Annotated in this window: 17 protein-coding genes; 8 read left to right on the forward strand and 9 right to left on the reverse strand. The window is 60.4% G+C overall.

Annotation, left to right across the window (positions count from 1 at the left end; genetic code table 11):
• The first annotated feature begins 127 nt into the window (after positions 1-127).
• Positions 128-1099, forward strand: coding sequence for a glycerophosphodiester phosphodiesterase family protein (locus ACR9ZQ_RS20915; protein WP_310380018.1), 972 nt, complete (start codon positions 128-130; stop codon positions 1097-1099).
• On the opposite strand, the gene ACR9ZQ_RS20920 is transcribed toward ACR9ZQ_RS20915, so the two are convergent.
• On the reverse strand, positions 1100-3397 hold the full coding sequence (locus ACR9ZQ_RS20920) for a putative bifunctional diguanylate cyclase/phosphodiesterase (protein ID WP_481428717.1): 2298 nt from the start codon (positions 3395-3397) through the stop codon (positions 1100-1102).
• 225 nt (positions 3398-3622) lie between these two features.
• On the opposite strand from ACR9ZQ_RS20920, the gene ACR9ZQ_RS20925 reads away from it, so the two are divergent.
• Positions 3623-5005, forward strand: a complete 1383-nt coding sequence (locus ACR9ZQ_RS20925; RefSeq protein ID WP_481428718.1) for a TIGR03808 family TAT-translocated repetitive protein — start codon at positions 3623-3625, stop codon at positions 5003-5005.
• Positions 5006-5101: 96 nt separating this feature from the next.
• Complete coding sequence (locus ACR9ZQ_RS20930; RefSeq protein WP_310378130.1) at positions 5102-5767, forward strand: glutathione S-transferase family protein; 666 nt, start codon at positions 5102-5104, stop codon at positions 5765-5767.
• A gap of 3 nt (positions 5768-5770) precedes the next feature.
• On the opposite strand, the gene ACR9ZQ_RS20935 is transcribed toward ACR9ZQ_RS20930, so the two are convergent.
• A complete protein-coding gene (locus ACR9ZQ_RS20935; protein ID WP_481428719.1) occupies positions 5771-6667 on the reverse strand; it encodes a LysR substrate-binding domain-containing protein in 897 nt (298 codons plus the stop codon).
• A 171-nt stretch (positions 6668-6838) separates the two neighbouring features.
• Between ACR9ZQ_RS20935 and ACR9ZQ_RS20940 the strand changes: the two genes are divergently transcribed.
• Both ACR9ZQ_RS20940 and ACR9ZQ_RS20945 read left to right on the forward strand, forming a co-directional pair.
• A complete protein-coding gene (locus ACR9ZQ_RS20940; protein WP_481428720.1) occupies positions 6839-7033 on the forward strand; it encodes a hypothetical protein in 195 nt (64 codons plus the stop codon).
• 42 nt (positions 7034-7075) lie between these two features.
• A complete protein-coding gene (locus ACR9ZQ_RS20945) occupies positions 7076-7429 on the forward strand; it encodes an MmcQ/YjbR family DNA-binding protein (RefSeq protein WP_477923894.1) in 354 nt (117 codons plus the stop codon).
• On the opposite strand, the gene ACR9ZQ_RS20950 is transcribed toward ACR9ZQ_RS20945, so the two are convergent.
• Both ACR9ZQ_RS20950 and ACR9ZQ_RS20955 read right to left on the reverse strand, forming a co-directional pair.
• Positions 7426-8046: a glutathione S-transferase family protein gene (locus ACR9ZQ_RS20950; protein ID WP_481428721.1), complete on the reverse strand. Its 621-nt coding sequence runs from the start codon at positions 8044-8046 to the stop codon at positions 7426-7428. The two genes, ACR9ZQ_RS20945 and ACR9ZQ_RS20950, sit on opposite strands and share 4 nt — an antisense overlap.
• Before the next feature lie 103 nt (positions 8047-8149).
• Positions 8150-8506, reverse strand: a complete 357-nt coding sequence (locus ACR9ZQ_RS20955; protein WP_481428722.1) for a DUF4406 domain-containing protein — start codon at positions 8504-8506, stop codon at positions 8150-8152.
• A 122-nt stretch (positions 8507-8628) separates the two neighbouring features.
• Here ACR9ZQ_RS20955 and ACR9ZQ_RS20960 point away from each other — a divergent pair, with 122 nt between their 5' ends.
• The gene (locus ACR9ZQ_RS20960) at positions 8629-9384 is read left to right on the forward strand and encodes a DeoR/GlpR family DNA-binding transcription regulator (RefSeq protein ID WP_481428723.1); all 756 of its coding nucleotides are present in this window, start codon (positions 8629-8631) and stop codon (positions 9382-9384) included.
• A gap of 44 nt (positions 9385-9428) precedes the next feature.
• Here the strand turns inward: ACR9ZQ_RS20960 and ACR9ZQ_RS20965 are convergent, their stop codons facing one another.
• Together ACR9ZQ_RS20965 and ACR9ZQ_RS20970 are read right to left on the reverse strand one after the other, a co-directional pair.
• Positions 9429-10418, reverse strand: coding sequence for a hypothetical protein (locus tag ACR9ZQ_RS20965; protein WP_481428724.1), 990 nt, complete (start codon positions 10416-10418; stop codon positions 9429-9431).
• A 27-nt stretch (positions 10419-10445) separates the two neighbouring features.
• Entirely contained in the window at positions 10446-11453 is a 1008-nt protein-coding gene (locus tag ACR9ZQ_RS20970) for an asparaginase (protein WP_481428725.1), read from the reverse strand.
• Between the two features lie 197 nt (positions 11454-11650).
• On the opposite strand from ACR9ZQ_RS20970, the gene ACR9ZQ_RS20975 reads away from it, so the two are divergent.
• Positions 11651-12877 carry an MFS transporter gene (locus ACR9ZQ_RS20975; RefSeq protein ID WP_481428726.1) on the forward strand — a complete coding sequence of 409 codons (1227 nt, stop codon included), beginning with the start codon at positions 11651-11653 and terminating at the stop codon, positions 12875-12877.
• Here the strand turns inward: ACR9ZQ_RS20975 and ACR9ZQ_RS20980 are convergent.
• Positions 12864-13487, reverse strand: a complete 624-nt coding sequence (locus tag ACR9ZQ_RS20980) for a helix-turn-helix transcriptional regulator (protein WP_113323147.1) — start codon at positions 13485-13487, stop codon at positions 12864-12866. The two genes, ACR9ZQ_RS20975 and ACR9ZQ_RS20980, sit on opposite strands and share 14 nt — an antisense overlap.
• A gap of 101 nt (positions 13488-13588) precedes the next feature.
• Between ACR9ZQ_RS20980 and ACR9ZQ_RS20985 the strand changes: the two genes are divergently transcribed.
• Positions 13589-15046: an MFS transporter gene (locus tag ACR9ZQ_RS20985; protein ID WP_481428727.1), complete on the forward strand. Its 1458-nt coding sequence runs from the start codon at positions 13589-13591 to the stop codon at positions 15044-15046.
• A 50-nt stretch (positions 15047-15096) separates the two neighbouring features.
• Here the strand turns inward: ACR9ZQ_RS20985 and ACR9ZQ_RS20990 are convergent, their stop codons facing one another.
• Both ACR9ZQ_RS20990 and ACR9ZQ_RS20995 read right to left on the reverse strand, forming a co-directional pair.
• Complete coding sequence (locus tag ACR9ZQ_RS20990; RefSeq protein ID WP_310378151.1) at positions 15097-16095, reverse strand: NAD(P)H-quinone oxidoreductase; 999 nt, start codon at positions 16093-16095, stop codon at positions 15097-15099.
• Positions 16096-16173: 78 nt separating this feature from the next.
• Positions 16174-17979 (reverse strand): GGDEF domain-containing protein, encoded by a 1806-nt coding sequence (locus ACR9ZQ_RS20995; RefSeq protein ID WP_310378153.1) that lies wholly within the window; start codon positions 17977-17979, stop codon positions 16174-16176.
• Positions 17980-18034: the final 55 nt, after the last annotated feature.

The following is an 18034-nucleotide window of genomic DNA, read 5'->3' on the forward strand; positions in this document are numbered from 1 at the left end:
CTTTGCGGGGTCAACATAGGGTTTCTGCAACGTGAAGGCGAGCCTTTACCCACAAAAGCCGCAAATGAGCCAAAGAACCACCGGAATCGCTTTCTAGCCATTTGCCGAGGCACGACCGGAGGGGATGATGGGACGGAAGCTCAAATATACAGGCGTGGCAGTTCTCGCCTTTGCCGCCGCAGTTTATCTCAACAATACCAGCTTTTTAGCCGAACATCGCGAGGGCAAGCCACTGCTTCTGGCGCATCGCGGCATCGCCCAGCGCTTCGACGAGACGGATCTGAAGAACGATACCTGCACGGCCACGCGCATGCTGCCGCCGAAGCATGATTTTCTGGAGAACACGATCCACTCCATGCGGGCGGGATTCGATGCAGGTGCCGACGTGGTAGAGGTCGATGTGCATCCGACAACCGACGGGCAGTTCGCCGTCTTCCACGACTGGACGCTCGATTGCCGTACAGATGGGCATGGCGTCACGCGCCAACACTCGATGGCCGAGATGAAGCTGCTCGACATCGGTTACGGCTATACCGCCGATGGCGGCAAGAGTTTCCCCTTCCGCGGCAAGGGCATCGGCCTGATGCCGACCCTTGATGAAGTTCTCTCCACCTTCCCGGACAAACATCTGCTCATCAATGTCAAAAGCCGCGACCCCTCCGAAGGCGAAAAGCTGGCGGCCGTGCTGAATGGCCTGCCGGCAGAGCGGCGCGCGAAGATCATCGTCTATGGAGGCGACGAACCAATCGATCGCATCAGGCAGCTGGCGCCCGATATCCGCACGGCTTCACGCGCCAGCCTGATGGGCTGCCTCACCGGCTATATCGGCTACGGTTGGACGGGCATTCTGCCTGATAATTGCAAGAATGTGATGATGCTGGTTCCGATCAATTATGCGCCATGGCTGTGGGGCTGGCCGGACAGGTTCCTCAACCGCATGCAGGACGCAAATACGCAGGTCTTCGTCATTGGCCCCTATCACGGCGGCGGTTTCTCGACCGGTATCGACAATGCCGAACGCTTCGCACAACTGCCCGCCAATTATTCCGGCGGCATATGGACGAACGAGATCGAGACGATCGCCGACCTGGTGAAGTGATCAGGCGCCCCGCGCCAGCAGCATGACGACGATTTCTTCCGGCGCGACAGGCTTGGAGAAGCGATAGCCCTGCGCCTCCTCGCATCTGGCATGGCGCAGGAATTCCAGCTGCGCATCGGTTTCCACGCCTTCGGCGAGTACCGAAAGCTTCAGCGTCCGGGCGAGCGAAATGACGGCCGACGCAATGGCGACGGCGGTCTTATCGGCAGGCAATGCCTCGACCAATGAGCGGTCCATCTTCAACCGGTCGAAGGGGAAGGTCTTCAGCGCGGCAAGCGAGGAATAGCCGGAGCCGAAATCATCGATCGACAGGCGGAGGCCGAGCGCACGCAGCGACAGCATGATGGCGAGCGCACGGGCGGCATCATGCATGATGACGCTTTCCGTCACCTCCAGCTCCAGCCAGCGCGCGTTCAGACGATGGCGGTCGATCGCCTCGGCAACGTGGGAAGCAAAATCAGGATCGGCGAACTGCTTGGGCGAGACATTGACGGCAATGGTCAGTGGCGTCAGCCCCATGTCCTGCCAGGCGCGGGCCTGGCGACAGGCCTCGTTCAGCACCCAAAGGCCGAGCGGCACGATGAGACCGGTTTCTTCCGCAAGCGGAATGAAATTAACGGGCGGTATCACGCCCTTGGTCGGATGGTTCCAGCGCACCAGTGCTTCGAGGCCGGTGATGCGACCGGTGGCGACATCCACCTGCGGCTGGTAGAGCAGGAAAAGCTGATTGGCGATGATCGCCTGGCGCAGCTCCTCCTGTTCGCTGAGCGGCAGATCGACGGAATTGCTCACGACACCGTCGTGATATTGCAGCGTGTTCCGGCCGAGCTGCTTGGCACGGTACATGGCGCGGTCGGCATTGGCGAGCAACTCTTCAGGCGTCGCACCATCCCACGGGAAGGCGGCAATGCCGATGCTCGAGGTGACGGCGATCTCGCTCACCCCGGAGCGCACTGGCTTGGAAATCGCCTTCTGCAGGTCACGCAGGCGCCGCATGATGCCAGCATCGTGGCCGGACTGGTGGACGAGCACGACGAGGAATTCGTCGCCGCCGAGCCGTACGACCATATCAGAGGCGCGCACGCAGTTCGCCATGCGGGCAGCGGTCTCCTTGAGCACCTCGTCGCCGGCGGCGTGGCCGCTCGTATCGTTGATCTCCTTGAAATTATCGAGATCGATATAGGCGACGGTGACCTTGCGGTTGTTGCGCCGGGCCTGATCGAGGATCTTCGCCATGCGCTCCTTCAGGAAGGCGCGGTTCGGCAGGCCCGTAAGATCGTCGTGATGGGCCATGAAATGGATGCGGTCATCGACGCGCTTACGCTCGATGGCAATGCCGGCGATATGGGTGGCGAGCGCCACCAGCTTCATCTCGTGTTCAGTCGGGCGTCGCGTCTCTTTCGAGTAAAGCGCGAAGGTGCCGAGCACATTCTTCTGCGAGGTGCAGATCGGCGTCGACCAGCAGGAGCGGAAGCCGAACTGGCTGACCATCGCCCGGAAATCCTCCCAGAGCGGATCGGCCATGACGTCCTCGACAATGATGATTTCGCCACGCCAGGCTGCCGTGCCGCAGGAGCCTACCTTCGGGCCGATGGCAACACCGTCGATCATACGGCTGTAGGCGCCGGGCAAATTGGGAGCCGCGCCGTGGTAAAGCCGTGTGCCCTCGCTGTCGAGCAGCAGCACGGAGCCGGATATGCCGGTCATCTGCCGTTCGATCATCAGCACCAGCGCTTCGAGGATCATCGGCAGCGGTTCATTGCGGGCGATCATTTCCAGCAAGTTCGCCTGGCCGCGATAGAGCTCCTCCTGCCGCTTGCGCTCGGTAATATCGCGGGACACACCGATGAGGCCGACGACCTCGCCGCGATCGTTGCGCAGCGGTATCTTGGAAGTCAGGCGACACATGGTGCCGCCATCCGGCAGCGGCACGAGTTCTTCCATGTCGATGCGGGGCTCTCCGCCCGACATGATCTCCTGCTCGATATCGAAATGCCGGCGGGCCGTTTCAAAATCGAACAGGTCGAAGTCACGCTTGCCGGCGATCTCTGCGGCGTTCTCCAGCCCGTGGCTGCGCGCCATGACAGCATTGGCGAAGACGAAGCGGCCGTCGCGGTCCTTGACGTAAAGGAAATCAGGAAGCTCGTGGACAATCGCCTTGAGGCGGAGGTTCTCTATGCCTTCGGAAAGATGATGGGCAGTCGCCGCCATCATTGCCTCCGTGGCGGCTACGATACGTTGTGTCTCGGCACTGAAGTTATCACCAGATTCCCAACGTCGGGCACCCATTCCATTCATGACGCTGTTCTCTCCCGGTAACCGCAGGCCTGTCCACAATAGTCACAATTGAAACCGCTTTCTAAAATAGCGAGCATTTCCTTCGGGGTGTTTAAATGGAAAGGTGAACAAGACGACAATATTCGAGAGGTTGCGTTTGCCACTCGACCGATGGTTATTCTTTTTCTGCGGATATGTGTCGAAAAGAAACATTTCTTCTGGCATAAATCCTGCGTGGGCACCGATATGAAGAAGGATTTCAGCAAAGTCTCCCGGCGGGATATACTTGGCATGCTGGCGGCCTCTGCAGCGGCCATGACGGCCCCGCGCGCTTTTGCGGCTCCGCTCAGTGCGGAGCCGCCCGACCTGCGCGGCTCGATCGATGCGGTGCAATACCGCGCCATTCCCGACAGCAGCGACAAGAAAAACCGCAACCTGCAGCAGATGATCGAGAAAGCGGCGCGTGAGAACGTGCCGGTCTTTCTGCCGCCTGGCACCTATCGCATCTCCAACCTCACGTTGCCGGACAATACGCGCATATCAGGCGTGCCTGGTGCGACGCGGATCGTCTATACCGGCGAGGGTCACCTCTTTGCAGCGGAGAATGTCGGCCGTATCGAGCTTTCCAACCTCGTGATCGACGGATCGAACCGCTGGCTCGCCGACTACGCCGGCGCCCTCGTCCAGTTCACCGGTGTCCGCAAGGTGCTGATCGACAATTGTGAGATCGTCGGCAGCCGCAAGCACGCGCTGCAGCTCGAGCGCTGCGGCGGGCGGATCGAGCGCAGCAAGATCTCCGGCGCAGGGCAGTCCGGTATTTATGCGGTGGAATCTGCGGGGCTTTCGATATCAGGCAACACGGTTTCGGACTGCGGCAACGGCGGCATTCTGGTGCATCGCTGGAAGAAGGCCGAGGATGGCACCATCGTTTCCGGCAACCGCGTTTCCAACATCCGCGCCAATGATGGCGGCACCGGCGAAAACGGCAATGGCATCAATATCTTCCGCGCCGACGGGGTGACGGTGACTGATAACCAGATCTCCGACTGCGCCTTTACCGCGGTTCGTGCCAATTCCGGCTCCAACATCCTGATCAGCAACAACCAGTGCCGCCGCTCCGGCGAGACGGCCATCTATGTGGAGTTTGAATTCGTCGGCGCGGTTGTTTCCGGCAATGTGATCGACGGAGCGGCAAACGGCATATCGATTGCTAATTTCGACCAGGGCGGCCGGCTGGCAAGCGTGACGGGCAACGTCATCCGCAACCTGACGCTCAAAGGGCCTTACAAACATGAGGTCGGCTTCGGCATCGGTATTGCGGCGGAGGCCGATACGCTGGTGTCAGGCAATGTCATCGAGGATGCGCCGCGCTGGGCGCTGCAGATCGGCTGGGGGCCTTATCTGCGCAATGTCGTCGTCAACGGCAATGTGGTGCGCAAATCGCCGGTCGGCTGCGCAGTCTCGGTTGCCGAGGGCGCAGGTTCAGCCGTCATCACCGACAACATCTTCCAGGAGATGGGCAAGGGCGCTGTGCTGGGTTTCGAATGGGAGAAGCAGGTCTCGGATGAGCTTGCCGACGATAGCTCCCGCTACGGGCAGCTGACCGTCGCGCGGAACCGCATTTCCTGAGCGCTATCAAAAGCTTTCATCGAGATATCAGCGGCAGGTGCTTTCTTCACGACTGCGCTGGCTTTAGGGTCAGCGTGCAAAGGAAGGGGACATGCCATGCTGACAATCTACGGGGTTTACCGCTCGCGTTCCGCACGCGTTTACTGGATGGCTGAGGAACTGGGGATCGAATTCCAGTCCGTGCCGGTGCTGCAGGCCAATCGGCTTGCCAATCCGCTGTCGCCGGATGCGCCTGTTAACACGCTCTCGCCGGAATTCCTTGCGCTCAATCCGATGGCATTGATCCCTGCCATCAAGGATGGCGATCTCGTGCTGAACGAGTCTCTGGCGATCAATCTTTATCTGGCGCGCAAGTATGGGGGCGAGCTCGGCGGCAAAACCGTCGAGGAAGACGGTTTGATGACGATGTGGACGGTCTGGGCCGTTTCCGAGCTCGATGGCAACACCGGCAAGATCGTTTCGACCTATGACAACGGCAAGGAAAACACCGAAGCGGGGCGCGCGGTGATCGACGTCGCCTGCCGTACGATGAAGCGGCCGCTTTCGGTCCTCGAAAAGCAACTCGACGGCAAGGACTGGATCGTCGGCGGACGTTTCACGGTCGTCGACCTCAACATCGCGGAAGTGCTGCGCTACGCCCAGAGCGAAACCTCGCTCTTCGAGGCACATCCGAACATCGATGCCTGGATCAAGCGTTGCCAGGCGCGGCCGGCATATCTGGAGATGCAGCGCAAGCGCTCACTGGAGCCGATCGAGATTTGAGGATCAGCCGAATATCGCGGCCGTTTCAGCCATTTCCTCGCGGATCCAGGCCTTGAAGTCGCGTACCTTCTTCGGCTCGCGGCCGCCTTCGGCACTCACGAAATAATAGCCGTCGCCTGTATTGGCGCGGATGCCGAAGGGTGCGACCAGTCGGCCTTCCTGCAACGAAAAGCCCGCAAGCGTCTGCCAGGCAAGCATCACGCCCTGACCGGCAATCGCCGCATCGAGGCAAAGCGAGGCATCGTTGAAGCTGTGGCGTATGGCAGGCGGAGCGCCTGAAAGCCCCGCTGCCTGCATCCAGACATCCCATGTGAACATGGCATGGGCATCGATGACAGCCGGGAGTTTCAGGATATCGGCCGGCTTCTTCAGTTTCGCGGCCATCTCGGGAGAGCAGACGGGAAACACCAGCTGATCCAGGAGATGCTCGACCTTCACGCCCGGCCAATGGCCCTTGCCGACGCGGATGGCGACATCGATATCGGAGGCGGCCAGATTGACGAGCTTGGTGGTCGCGTCGAGCCGCAAGTTGGTTTCCGGGTGGCGCTCCATGAAACGGTCCAGCCGGCAGACCAGCCAGCGGGCGGCGAGAACCGGGGCCACCGAAATGGTCAGTATGCATTCGTCCTTGCGTTGCGCCATCGAGACGGCTTCCGCAAGACGGAGGAAACCTTCGTTCAGGGCGGCAAGAACGGGAGCGCCTGCTTCCGTTACGAGCATGCCCTTCGGCGTGCGTTCAAAGAGCAGCCGACCAAGCTGGGCTTCGGCCTTGATAACCTGCTGACTGACGGCGCCGACGGAAACGCCAAGCTCATCCGCCGCCGCCTGAAGCGAGCCAAGCCGGCCGACGGCTTCCAGCGCGCGAAGGCCGTTGAGATGCACGGAGTTGAGATTTCTCATATAGTTTTCCTACAGTAGGAAACCGGTAATCTCAATTGAAAAGCAAGCGCTCGCCGCCGATATTGGCATCATAAGACGATAATCTTCACAGCGCAGCAAGATGCAAAGCGCCGGCGCAATCGAAATCCCTTGTGCCGAAAGCCGAGCCGAGCCTCAGAAAGCGAGAGCAAGATGTCATTGCTGAAGTTTTTCTTAAGCCAATCGGACCCTGCTGCCAGGGTTTCGCAAAGCGAATATGATGGAGATAAAGATCTTCTCGATCATCCCGACATCGCCTCCATGTCGCAGCGGGAGCTTGCGGACCTGCCTCTGCCGATACCCGCGCCGAAACGCCCTCTGCAACGGCAACTAGAGAAATGCACTTGAATATATGATAGGTTTCCGCCGGGAACATTCAGGGCGGATAAGATGACAGAGAGCGTGAACAGCATTCTGGCGCGGTTGAAGCGGCTGGCAAAGGAGGCCGGCCTCCTCGGCATCGAGGAAAGTACATCCTATGGCAACCTGGCGCTGAAGGTCGGGGGCAAAAGTTTCGTCGCGGTCAAGAACGACGAAACGGTGGTCATCTCGATCCCGATCGACCACAAGGAGCACCTGTTGACGATGGCGCCCGACATCTATTTTCAGACGAACCATTATGTCGGCTGGCCGCATCTGCCGGTCCGCATCGCAGCTATCGGCGACGATGAACTCAAGCAGCGGCTGATCGACGCCTGGACCTACCGGGCGTCGAAGAAGCTGATTTCAGCCTATCGCGCTTAAGCTTTTTCGCGCGCCAGCGCACGCTGAACAGCAGGACGCTCCAGCATGCGGGCGTGATGCTCGCTGATCTTGGGGAAGCGCGCGGGATCGACGCCATCGGATGGCAGCCAGCCGGTCATGACGAAGAGATAGGGATCGGCGACCGTATAGCTGTCACCCATCACCCATGGCCCCTTGAACATGGTTGCCTCGATCAGCTCGAAGCTTTCGCCCATGGTCTGCGGCACCTTGGCCTTCATGGATTCCAGCGCGGCTTCATCATCGGCCCAACGGGAACCGCGCGGGCGGTGGGCGTGGTTCACATGCACGGTGGAAGAGATATATCCGTTGAAAGCCTGTAGCCGGGCAAACTCGAACGGGTCGTCCAGCGGGGCGAGCTTGGCGGCGGGCGCCATCTGGGCGATATACGCGAGGATCGCCGTCGACTCTGTCAGCACGCCGCGATCGGTGGCGAGCGCGGGAACGCGGCCCTTCGGATTGATCTTCAGATAGGCTTCCGAGCGCTGCTCGTTCTCCCGCGTATTGATCTTCCTCGTATCGAAGGAAATGCCGGATTCCTCCAGGGTGATCAGGCTTGCAAGCGCGCAGGTTCCCGGTGCGAAATAGAGTGTGAGCATGGTGAGACTCCCCTTTCGGGGAGCCTTATAGCGCGAGTTTCAGGGCCAGCGAAAGACACCGCAGCGTGTTCCCTTCTCCGCGCCGGAAAGAACGGGCGGCGCCTCAAGCGCAACCCGGAACGTCCTCCAGCCGGTACCAGACGGGAATGCCACGCTCGGTGGCGATGCGCACGTCATTATCGGCACCCTTGGAGTCGCCCGGCAGGCGCAGCACGCCTTCGCAAAGCTGCAGCAGGCGGTCGGCGACAGGATGAAAGATCTCCTCGTAGAGATCGTCACCCACCGACTTGCCGCCGGCGGCATGCCAGACCGGCAAGGCCACCCATTCGCCGATCATCGGCACATGGCCAGCTTTGAAGAGCGCGTGCGACGGCGCCTCGAGGCGCTTGAGATTGGCAGCCATCTTTGTCGGGTCATCGCCCGTTCCGGACCGGTAGGGCCCGGCAATCAAAATCAACATGATCTACTCCATCAACTCCCGGCCTCATGCACGGGATTTCGCGAAAATGCACGATATTTCTTGAATGTCGAGTCAATTCGGCATATTCACGATGTTTCGTAAATTATCGTGCAGGAGCATTCATGCTGACCAGCCAACGCAAGGCCCTCATCCTCGACATCCTGCGCCGCGACGGGCAGGTCATCGCCAAGCGTGTGGCGGAGGATTTCGAGCTGTCGGAGGATACGATCCGCCGTGACCTGCGGGAGATGGCCGCGGAAGGGCTGCTGAAACGCGTGCATGGCGGAGCCTTACCCATTACCCCTGAGCTGCCCGACTTCACAGCCCGCCGCGACGTCGCTTCCGACATCAAGGCGCGGCTCGGCGCGAGGGCGGCGCAGATGGTGAAGGCCGGGCAGATGGTATTTCTCGACGGCGGCACGACCACGGCGGAAATTGCCCGTCACCTGCCGCGCGACATTGCCTTCACGATCGCCACCCACAGCCCGACGATCGCCGCCGAGCTGGAACATCACCCGACGGCAGAGGTGATCCTCACCGGCGGGCGGCTCTACAAACATTCGATGGTGGCGACAGGGGCAGCGGCGGTGGCGGCGATCTCGCAACTGCGCCCCGATCTCTTCTTCCTCGGCGTCACGGCGGCCCATCCGGTGCATGGACTTTCCACCGGCGATTTCGAGGAAGCGGCAATCAAACGGCATATCGCCCGCTGCTCGGCCGAAACCCATGTCCTGCTAACCGAAGAGAAGTTCGACCTCGTCTCACCCTGCCCGGTGCTTGGAATTTCCGACGTGGCGGGACTGATCGTGCCAGCGGAGATGACGGCGGAACGGCTGAAGCCCTATCGCGATCTCAACGCTACGATCGTGGCAGCGTGATTGCCCTGTGAGACAGAGAACAGCGTGACATTTCGACCTACGATTTAACGTGTGATTTCGATGCGGTCGATCGAGTAATCAGAAGCGCCGAGATCATCGGATTGACTGTGCATGACCAAGAAGTAGCGAAGTTCCTCGATATAATACCCGCTTTCCTTCCCGCTTGTATGGTCGCACTGCAGCGGCCAGGCGCGGCCTTCAAGAGCAGCGTGGACAGTCTTCGCTTCCACCGACCGGCCAATCATGCAGGAGGTTTCTTGAAGCCCGGCTCCTCCCGACATTTCCGTATCGAAGGAAATGGAGGCATCAGCAGCCCAAGCCGAGACGGTCAACGTCAATGCTGTCGTGATCGTTATCCTCTGGTTTTCCTGAGGGCCGTATAGGCCCCCCTGGTTGTTTTTGGATTTCAGCTGCACCGGACCCACCTCTTCACGGTCCATGACGAAGCTTGGACTATAGACTTCCCGAACCCGGGTCGTCCCGCTTTTGCCTGGTTTGACGACGAGGGTGACCTGCTGGCCGGGTCTTGTGCTGCTCGTCCTCGTAATGCTGGCATCTAGTGCGACAGGTCCGTTGGGCAGTATCGCCTGCAGCTTTGCGGCCGTTGCCTGCACATTTGCGGGAACGGCGACATCATCCAGCCCAGGTTCGTCGCCGTAGCCAGGCTGGCTGATCTCTTGAAGAATCGATTGAAACGAGGCGCGCCCCTGGCTGAAGATTGTTTCATCGGGATGACTGAGGCATCCCCTGAATGATCGTTCGATGAGCTGCTGGGCTTCCCTCTCGCCGAATTTCTGCCTTATGACATCGAAATGCTCCATCACCGATATGATGACGGCATTGGCACCCTCATTGATGACTGTCTGGTTATTGTCGCGCATCGCGTCGACCAGGATTTGACATTTGGATTCAGTCGTCAAACTGCCGAGGAGCGGGTTAGGCGAACCGCCGGAGGATTCTGCCGCCTGCGCGCACCCTACCCCTGCCCAGAATGCCATGACGGCAACGACGCCGAACGACCCGAATCTTGCCATCCAGATATTTTCCTTGTTGAACCGCCCTCACTCGGTCAAAGCCGAGGTCACCCTGACTTCGCCGACATGGATGCCGTTCCAGTTGCGCATCGATTTATTTGCCAGAGCGGTCAGCGCGGCATGTTCCTTGCCGCCCTTCTCGAAGTAGCGGGCAAGTGTCGCCGCAACCATGGCTTCGGCAGCGCGGGTGGTGCCGTCATCACACTTCAATGCGATCGCAATGCCCTGTTCCGGGATGGCAGCGCAGAAGACGCCTTCCGCGCCCGTTTTGCAAAAGATCCGTCCGGGGGCGATCTGCATCAGCGTGGTGCAGGCGCGGCCGGTGCCAGCCACATAGAAGGGCTCGGCCATGCAGGCTTCGATCAGGCGGCGGGATGCCTTGGCGCGCAGAGGCTCCAGGCCGTTGCCGGTCGCCATCTTCGCAAAGCCATGAGCGAGCGCCTTGAGCGGCACGGCGTAAGTCGGAATGGAGCAGCCGTCGGTGCCGCAGACATCATGACCGAGTGCGGCGCCCGTGAGGTTTTCCATGGCGTCACGGATCTGCTGCTGCAGCGGATGGTCGTAGCCGACATAACCCTTGCTATCGATGCCCTGATGGCAGCAGACGCAAACGAAGCCGGAATGTTTGCCGGAGCAATTGTTGTGAAGCGCGGTGGGCTTCTGCAGCGTGCGCGCTTGGTGGATCAACGTCTTCTGGTCCGAGGACCAGTGCGCGCCACATTCCAGCGCCTCCACGTCACGGCCGGCACGCGAGAGCATGGAGGCGGCAAGCGCCACATGTTCATCCTCGCCGCTATGCGAGGAACAGGCGAGCGCTAACTCCTTGTTGCCGAAGCCGTAGGCATCCGCTGCGCCGCTTTCGATCAGCGGCAGCGCCTGCATGGCCTTGCAGGCCGAGCGCGGGAAGACACTCGCCTCGATATTGCCGAGCGAAAAGGCGATACGGCCATCACCATCCACGACCGCAACCGAACCGCTGTGGCGGCTTTCGACAAGCGAGCCCCTGGTGACTTCGACGAGGACGGGATTGGACATGGGCAATAATCCGGATTGTGGGCAAGGAGACTGCAGGCATAGCCTCTCGCTCTCTGAAAGCCAATGGAATTTGCGCCATATGCCGGCCGATCACAGCATCTAAACAGCCATCACACGAAGTGACTGCGGGTGCGGCAAACTATCGTTTTCCGTGCAGGCGCGATGGGGCTAAAGGTTGTGTGTCAGGACTTATTCTCATGCCATCCTCATTTTCTTCCATCATCCGCGACAGGCGCATCCGCATTCCAACCGTCACGCTGGTGGCGCTCGCCTTCACCTACGCCTCCACGGTTCCCTACCAGTCGATTATCGGCATCAGCGAACTTGGAATGAGTGACGGCGCCTATTCGGCGCTGGTCTTCTTTGCTGCCGTCGTCAATGTCGCGATCAGTTTGACGCTCGGCATATGGTCGGACAGGCTGACGGAAAGACGGCCACTGGTGCTTGCGCTTTCCATTGCAGGCATCATTGGCTTCGGATCGATCGCGGTCATCCACAGTCCCACGATCTTCATCTTCTCGGTGCTGTTCCTCGTGCCGATGAGCAATTCCACCTATTCGTTGCTCTTTGCCAGCGTGCGGGCCCGCACCAACCAGCTGGCCCGTAGTGAAGCGGTCGCCATCACCTCGACGGTGCGCGCGCTCTATTCCGGTTCCTGGGCGGTGGCACCGGGGCTGGTCGGGCTTGCTCTGGTCACTTCGCCATCGATGACGCCGGCTTATGGGGTGGCGGCGGTGGCAAGCCTCATCTGCTTCTGCCTCTATTTCTTCTTCGCGCCCGGCAACGGCCCGGTGCGCGAGACGATCCCCAACCAGCCGGGCTTCTTCGCCTCACTGAAGCGAGTCTTTGCGCCCGATGTTTTCATCCGCGTCTTCGTCATGTCCCTGCTGCTCGGCCTGCAGCGGCTGAACGGCATGGTTTCGCCACTCATCGTCGTGCACTCGATCGGCGGCAGCGTCGTTGACGTCGGCTTTCTCTCAGGCCTGACGGCCTTCCTCGAAATGCCCTTCATGATGATGTGGGGCCTGGTACAGCGGCGCTTCCATACCGTGCATGTATTGGCATCAGGCACGGTGCTCTACTGCCTCTATCTGGTGCTGCTCGGCTTTGCCACCGCGCCCTGGCAGCTCTATGCGCTGCTCGGTCTCAACGCCTGCGGGGCTGCTGCCATCCTCAGCCTGCCGATCACCTATCTGCAAGACCTTATCGCCGATCGTCCGGGTCTTGGCAGCTCGCTGATCTCGCTCAACACTTTCATCGGCATCGGCGTGGCCGCAGGTGTTTTTGCGCTTGGAACGGCGGTGACGGACTATTCTGGCACGGCTTTCGTCGGCGCCGCTGTCGGCATCGTCGCCATTCTGATCCTGCTTTATCTGGAAAGCGGCAGCCGCATGCGCCAGCCGGCCCAAATTACCTTGGAGTAATGCGATAGGCGCAGCGGCGCGCACCGAGCAGGATATGCTCGCTACGCTCGACGTTGGCCGAGAGCACGCTGCGGAAAGTTTCGAGCTCGGAACGGCAGAAGCCGGCGCAGACCGTCGCCGCAGCGCAAATCGGACAATGGTTTTCGACCAGCATCAATGATCCATCGTCCTCCTGCCAGCTATCGGCCATGTAGCCCTCACGGCTGCGGATGGCGGCCAGCCCCTCGACGCGGGCGGCCAGATCCGACCTGTCTGAGAGTTCGGCGCGATAGCGCTGCAGCGTTTCGTTTTCGCGGGCGGCGATGACGGTATCCAACGCGGCGGGGCCGAGTTGCGCGACAACAGTCGTCAGCAGGGTCGCCGTCAGTTCGGCATGGCCATCCGGGAAATGGCTGTTACCCTCAGCCGTCAGGTGCCAGAGCTGCCTCGGACGTCCCCTGCCCCTGGGGGCGACTGTTACGGGTTCCACAAGTCCCTCTTCCGCCATTTTGGCAAGCTGCTGACGGGCGGCCTCACCTGATATGCTGAGCGCATCGCCGACCGCAGCGGCAAGCTGCGGCCCTTCGGTCTTCAACAGGATCAGGATGCGGTTGACGGGAGACTGGCGCATATTTTTCCAAGCTACCTCTTGTTTTAATCCGATGCTCATGCAATTTTCCAATTCATAACTTGGAAAATAATAACGGGTCAGGAAAAACGCAAGGATTCATCATGTCCGAGACCGCCTTGGAGCCATCAGCCTCTTCAACTTCTGTCTTCCAGTTGTTTTCCCCTGCGCTGCTGCCGGCGACATTGATGCTTGGCGGCGGCATGACGATCTCTGCCGTCGAAAACTACATCACGGCGACGATTGCGCCGAGCATCGTGCGCGATATCGGCGGGCTGGAACTTTTCTCACTCGTGACGACGCTTTATATCGCCGCGACCATACTGGGTTCGATCTTCATGGCGATGCGGCCGAGGAATATCGGGCTGCGCAGTGTCTACGTGATCGCGGCAGTGATCTTCGGCGTCGGCAGCCTGCTTTGCGCCGCAGCACCCTCGATGCCTGTCGTGCTGATCGGTCGAACGGTGCAGGGTTTCGGCACCGGTGCGCTCGCCGCCCTCTGTTACGCCTTCATTCGCTTCGTCTATCCCGAACCGCTCTGGCCCAAGGCGTCGACGCTCTATGCGGCGATCTGGGGGGTGTCGACCGTCATTGGCCCGACGCTTGGCGGCTTCTTCGCGCATGACGGCGCCTGGCGCTACGCCTTTGCCGTGCTCGTCCCGCTCAGCGTGTTGATGGCAGTGCTGGCGCCGCGGCTTTTGCCGCAGGCCGAGGACGACCGCGAACAGGCAACGATGCCTGTCGCGCAGATCTGCCTGCTGCTTGGGGCAGTGCTGCTGGTCAGCACCGCAGGGACAACCGAGATGACGACAGCCAAGATCGGGCTGATCGCCGTTTCGGTCGTCGCCGTCGGCGTCATGCTCGTTTTGGAACGCAAGGGCAACAACTGGCTGCTGCCGTTAGGCGCGGTGACGCTGAGCCAGCCGATATCACGGGTCTATCTGACAATGATCGGCCTCAACTTCGTTCTCGTCAGCGATATCTTCATTCCCTATTTCCTGCAGGTTCTGCACGGGATAACGCCGCTGATTTCAGGCTATCTGGTGGCTCTCGTCGCCCTCGGCTGGACGGTGGCCGCCTTCTTCAGCGGCTCCTTCTCCGGCAGGAAAGCCAACGCCGCGATCGTTGCGGGCTGTGCAACCGAAGCCGCAGCGACAGCCGTGCTTGCCGTCTTCCTTGCCCGCGAGAACCCTGAAGCGCAGCTTATCATCCTTGGACCGGCAGCAGTCGCCATGTTCATGATGGGTTTTGGTGTCGGCCTCGGCTGGGCGCATCTCGTCGCCAAGGTGCTGAAGCTGGTGGCCGACAGCGAGCAGGACAAGGCTTCGGCAGCCATTCCGACGATGAGCTCGCTCGGTAGCGCCTTCGGAGCGGCCTTTGCCGGCGTCATCGCCAACGGCGCGGGACTGGTCGACCCGGGCGGAATTGCGGGCGCGCTTTCGGCGGCGAGCTGGCTCTACGTGATCATGGCCTTACCGGGACTGATCGCCGTCGGCGCGGCGCTGTCGCTTACGGCATCGGCCCGAAAATCGGAATCGATTTTCGGAAAACCTGATGCATAAATTCAAAGAGTTAGAGCGTGTTTTGTGCGTCCGAACGGACACACGGCGCTTTAGCCGAGTTTCAGCATAATCTTGCCGATGTGGTTGCTGCTTTCCATCAGCCGATGAGCAGCTATCACGTCTTCAAAGGCAAAGGTCTCATAGATGACGGGCGCGACCGTTCCGGCTTCCAGAAGCGGCCAGACCTCGGACAAGAGATCGTCACGGATCGCCCGTTTCTCCTCCGCCGTGCGCGGGCGCATGGTGGAGCCCGTTACCGTCAGGCGCTTGACCATGATCGGTGTCAGATTGACCTTTTCGGCAACCGCACCCTGCAGAAAGGCGATGATCGAGAGGCAGCCATCTTTCGCCAGCGAGGCGATGTTCTTCTCGAAATAGGCCGCGCCGATCATGTCGAGGACGATATCGACGCCGTGGCCGGTCTCTTCCTTGATAACGGCTGCGAAATCCTCTTGCCGGTAGTTGATGGCGCGCTTGGCGCCTAGCCTCTCGCAGGCCTCGCATTTCTCCTTCGAGCCGGCGGTCGCATAGACCTCGGCGCCGAAAGCCTTGGCGAGCTGGATAGCGGTAGTGCCGATGCCGCTGGAGCCGCCATGGATCAGCACTTTCTCGCCTTCCGTCAGGCCGGCCATCTGGAAGAGGTTTGCCCAGACGGTGAAAAAGGTCTCCGGAAGAGCTGCGGCCTTCACTGCATCATAACCCCTTGGGAAAGGCAGCGCCTGACCGGCCGGCAAAAGGCAATATTCGGCATAGGCGCCGCCATTGGCGAGGCCACAGACCTTGTCGCCCAGCGAATAGCCGGTCACGCCGGGGCCGATCGCGACGACCTCGCCCGCGAGTTCCAGGCCGAGAATGGGGCTCGCATCCTTTGGCGGCGGATAGCTGCCCTGGCGCTGGGAAATATCGGGCCGGTTGATGCCAACCGCTTCGGTACGGACGAGGATCTGGCCTTCGCCGGGCACCGGCACCGGTCCGCTTGCAATGGCCATCGCCTCCGGCCCGCCGAAAGACGGCAGATCGACAAAACGCATATGCGACGGCAACGACATGGCCCGGCTCTCCCTATTCCGAAGCATTGGAGATAATTCAGGGTCCGGGACTTGGGAAGGCCGGAAGTGCCAGAGGCGTCAATTCGCCTCGCCTAACGTATGGAATACGAGGCCTTCGTCGCTCTCCTTGGCGCTCGACTTCACCTGGGCGATTTCGGCGCTGACGCGATTGATATCGTCGATAACGAGACCTTCCGGCAGTTCGAGAACGCCGATCGAGCAGCGCATCAGCGGGAAAAAGGCTTCCGCGCCGGCGCGATCGTGACCGTGGATACGGCCGGCGGCACGGTCCTCATCCGAATAGAGATCGAGCACGTCATCATGGAAATCGCTGATGAGACGATCAAGGATTTCCGTCAGTTCCTCCTTTGTCCAGCCAACGACACCGACGAAGAAATCGTCGCCGCCGACATGGCCGAGGAAGTGACGCTCGGCAAAGAAGTAACGGCGCATCAGTGCGGCAAAGAGCGAGATCGCATGGTCGCCGAGATGAAAGCCGTAAGCATCGTTGAAGGGCTTGAAATTATCGAAGTCGCAATAGCAGAAGTGGCGCACTTCATCGCCGTCGCGTCCGGAATGGCGCATGAAATCGCGGATGGCACGGTTACCCGGCAAGCCAGTCAGCGGATTCTGGTCCTGTGCCGTCTTCAGCTGCTTCTCATTGATGACCTTGATCAACGAGGCGGCGGAGACGACGCCGGCGTAGCGCATGTTGTCGGTGAGGATCAGGCAGTTGCTGCCTTCCATATTGGCGAAGATCACCATGAGCTGATCAGCATCGCTGTCGAGGCCGACTATCGGCGCGCGCTCGACGAAATGCGAGATGGTGCGCTCATAGTCCTTGTTCTTCAGAAGGTCGCGGCCAAAGGGTTGATAGATATATTCCTTGAGGTGATGCTCGTGAATGATGCCGCGCGGCTCGCCATTGGCATTGAGAACCGGGAAATAGGCCTGGCGCGGATTGCGGCGGAACAGTTCAAAGACCGTATCAATGCCATCGCTCTCATAGACGGTCGGCAGCATTTCGATCTGCTTGCGGATGAGGATCTCGTCGAGCGACTGGCTGTTGCCCTTGTTCTTGCCGAGTTCCTGCAGGTGCGGGAAGGCAGGCACGAGTTCGGAGAGATGTGTGGACGGACGCGAGATGAACCAACCCTGCACGAGATCCACGCCATAATCGCGGCAGACGATGAATTCGGCTTCCGTCTCGATGCCCTCGGCGATCACACGAGTGCCGAGCACGTGGGCCATGTTGACGATGCTCTTCAGCAAGTGGCGCTTGCGCGGGCTGCGGTCGATATCGGCGACGAAATGGCGGTCGATCTTCAGGTAATCAACGGAATAGTCGCAGAGCAGCTTCATCTCACCATGACCGACGCCGAAATCGTCGATCGCCAGCTTGAAGCCGGCCTTGCGCAGGCGCGACACGAGATCGGCGAATTCGGGTACGCTGGTATTGTCGAAGCGCTCGGAAAACTCGAAACAAACGGAGGACGGCGGGATATTCGCCGTTTTCAGCTGCAGCAGCAGGCTCTCGACAAGACGATTGCCGTGCGGGATGAGGCGAACGTCGAGATTGAGGAAAAGCGTGGCCGTCGCGAAGTTCGAGAGCGTCGCGAATTTGGCGAGCGCGCGGTTCGCGACCATCTGCTCGAGCTGCAGGAGCTGGCCGGTCTCATGGGCTTCGTCGAGGATTTCGATCGGCGTTTCGAAGCCGATACGCTCCTGTCCGCGCATGAGGGATTCATAACCGAAGACCGTGCCCGTACCGGCTTCGACAATCGGCTGAAACGCATTTTCAACGACAAGTTTGGCGAGGGTAACGATCTGATCGCTGGCATAACGACGCACGACACCCGGTTCGACGCTGGCAGCCAAAGACATGCCAATCTCCACTGTGACCTTTTCTTTTTCGGCCGGACAATGGAGCAGAAGGGTC

This window comes from Rhizobium sp. KNZ14-9A (assembly GCF_056755015.1).

Bases quoted from the DNA above. Each gene is read 5' to 3' on its own strand.
- ACR9ZQ_RS20955 (WP_481428722.1), bottom strand. From the start codon at position 8,506: ATGTTGATTTTGATTGCCGGGCCCTACCGGTCCGGAACGGGCGATGAC.
- ACR9ZQ_RS20940 (WP_481428720.1), top strand. From the start codon at position 6,839: ATGTCATTGCTGAAGTTTTTCTTAAGCCAATCGGACCCTGCTGCCAGG.
- ACR9ZQ_RS20925 (WP_481428718.1), top strand. From the start codon at position 3,623: ATGAAGAAGGATTTCAGCAAAGTCTCCCGGCGGGATATACTTGGCATG.
- ACR9ZQ_RS20960 (WP_481428723.1), top strand. From the start codon at position 8,629: ATGCTGACCAGCCAACGCAAGGCCCTCATCCTCGACATCCTGCGCCGC.
- ACR9ZQ_RS20975 (WP_481428726.1), top strand. From the start codon at position 11,651: ATGCCATCCTCATTTTCTTCCATCATCCGCGACAGGCGCATCCGCATT.
- ACR9ZQ_RS20915 (WP_310380018.1), top strand. From the start codon at position 128: ATGGGACGGAAGCTCAAATATACAGGCGTGGCAGTTCTCGCCTTTGCC.
- ACR9ZQ_RS20930 (WP_310378130.1), top strand. From the start codon at position 5,102: ATGCTGACAATCTACGGGGTTTACCGCTCGCGTTCCGCACGCGTTTAC.
- ACR9ZQ_RS20950 (WP_481428721.1), bottom strand. From the start codon at position 8,046: ATGCTCACACTCTATTTCGCACCGGGAACCTGCGCGCTTGCAAGCCTG.
- ACR9ZQ_RS20985 (WP_481428727.1), top strand. From the start codon at position 13,589: ATGTCCGAGACCGCCTTGGAGCCATCAGCCTCTTCAACTTCTGTCTTC.
- ACR9ZQ_RS20920 (WP_481428717.1), bottom strand. From the start codon at position 3,397: ATGAATGGAATGGGTGCCCGACGTTGGGAATCTGGTGATAACTTCAGT.
- ACR9ZQ_RS20935 (WP_481428719.1), bottom strand. From the start codon at position 6,667: ATGAGAAATCTCAACTCCGTGCATCTCAACGGCCTTCGCGCGCTGGAA.
- ACR9ZQ_RS20995 (WP_310378153.1), bottom strand. From the start codon at position 17,979: ATGTCTTTGGCTGCCAGCGTCGAACCGGGTGTCGTGCGTCGTTATGCC.
- ACR9ZQ_RS20965 (WP_481428724.1), bottom strand. From the start codon at position 10,418: ATGGCAAGATTCGGGTCGTTCGGCGTCGTTGCCGTCATGGCATTCTGG.
- ACR9ZQ_RS20970 (WP_481428725.1), bottom strand. From the start codon at position 11,453: ATGTCCAATCCCGTCCTCGTCGAAGTCACCAGGGGCTCGCTTGTCGAA.
- ACR9ZQ_RS20945 (WP_477923894.1), top strand. From the start codon at position 7,076: ATGACAGAGAGCGTGAACAGCATTCTGGCGCGGTTGAAGCGGCTGGCA.
- ACR9ZQ_RS20980 (WP_113323147.1), bottom strand. From the start codon at position 13,487: ATGCGCCAGTCTCCCGTCAACCGCATCCTGATCCTGTTGAAGACCGAA.
- ACR9ZQ_RS20990 (WP_310378151.1), bottom strand. From the start codon at position 16,095: ATGTCGTTGCCGTCGCATATGCGTTTTGTCGATCTGCCGTCTTTCGGC.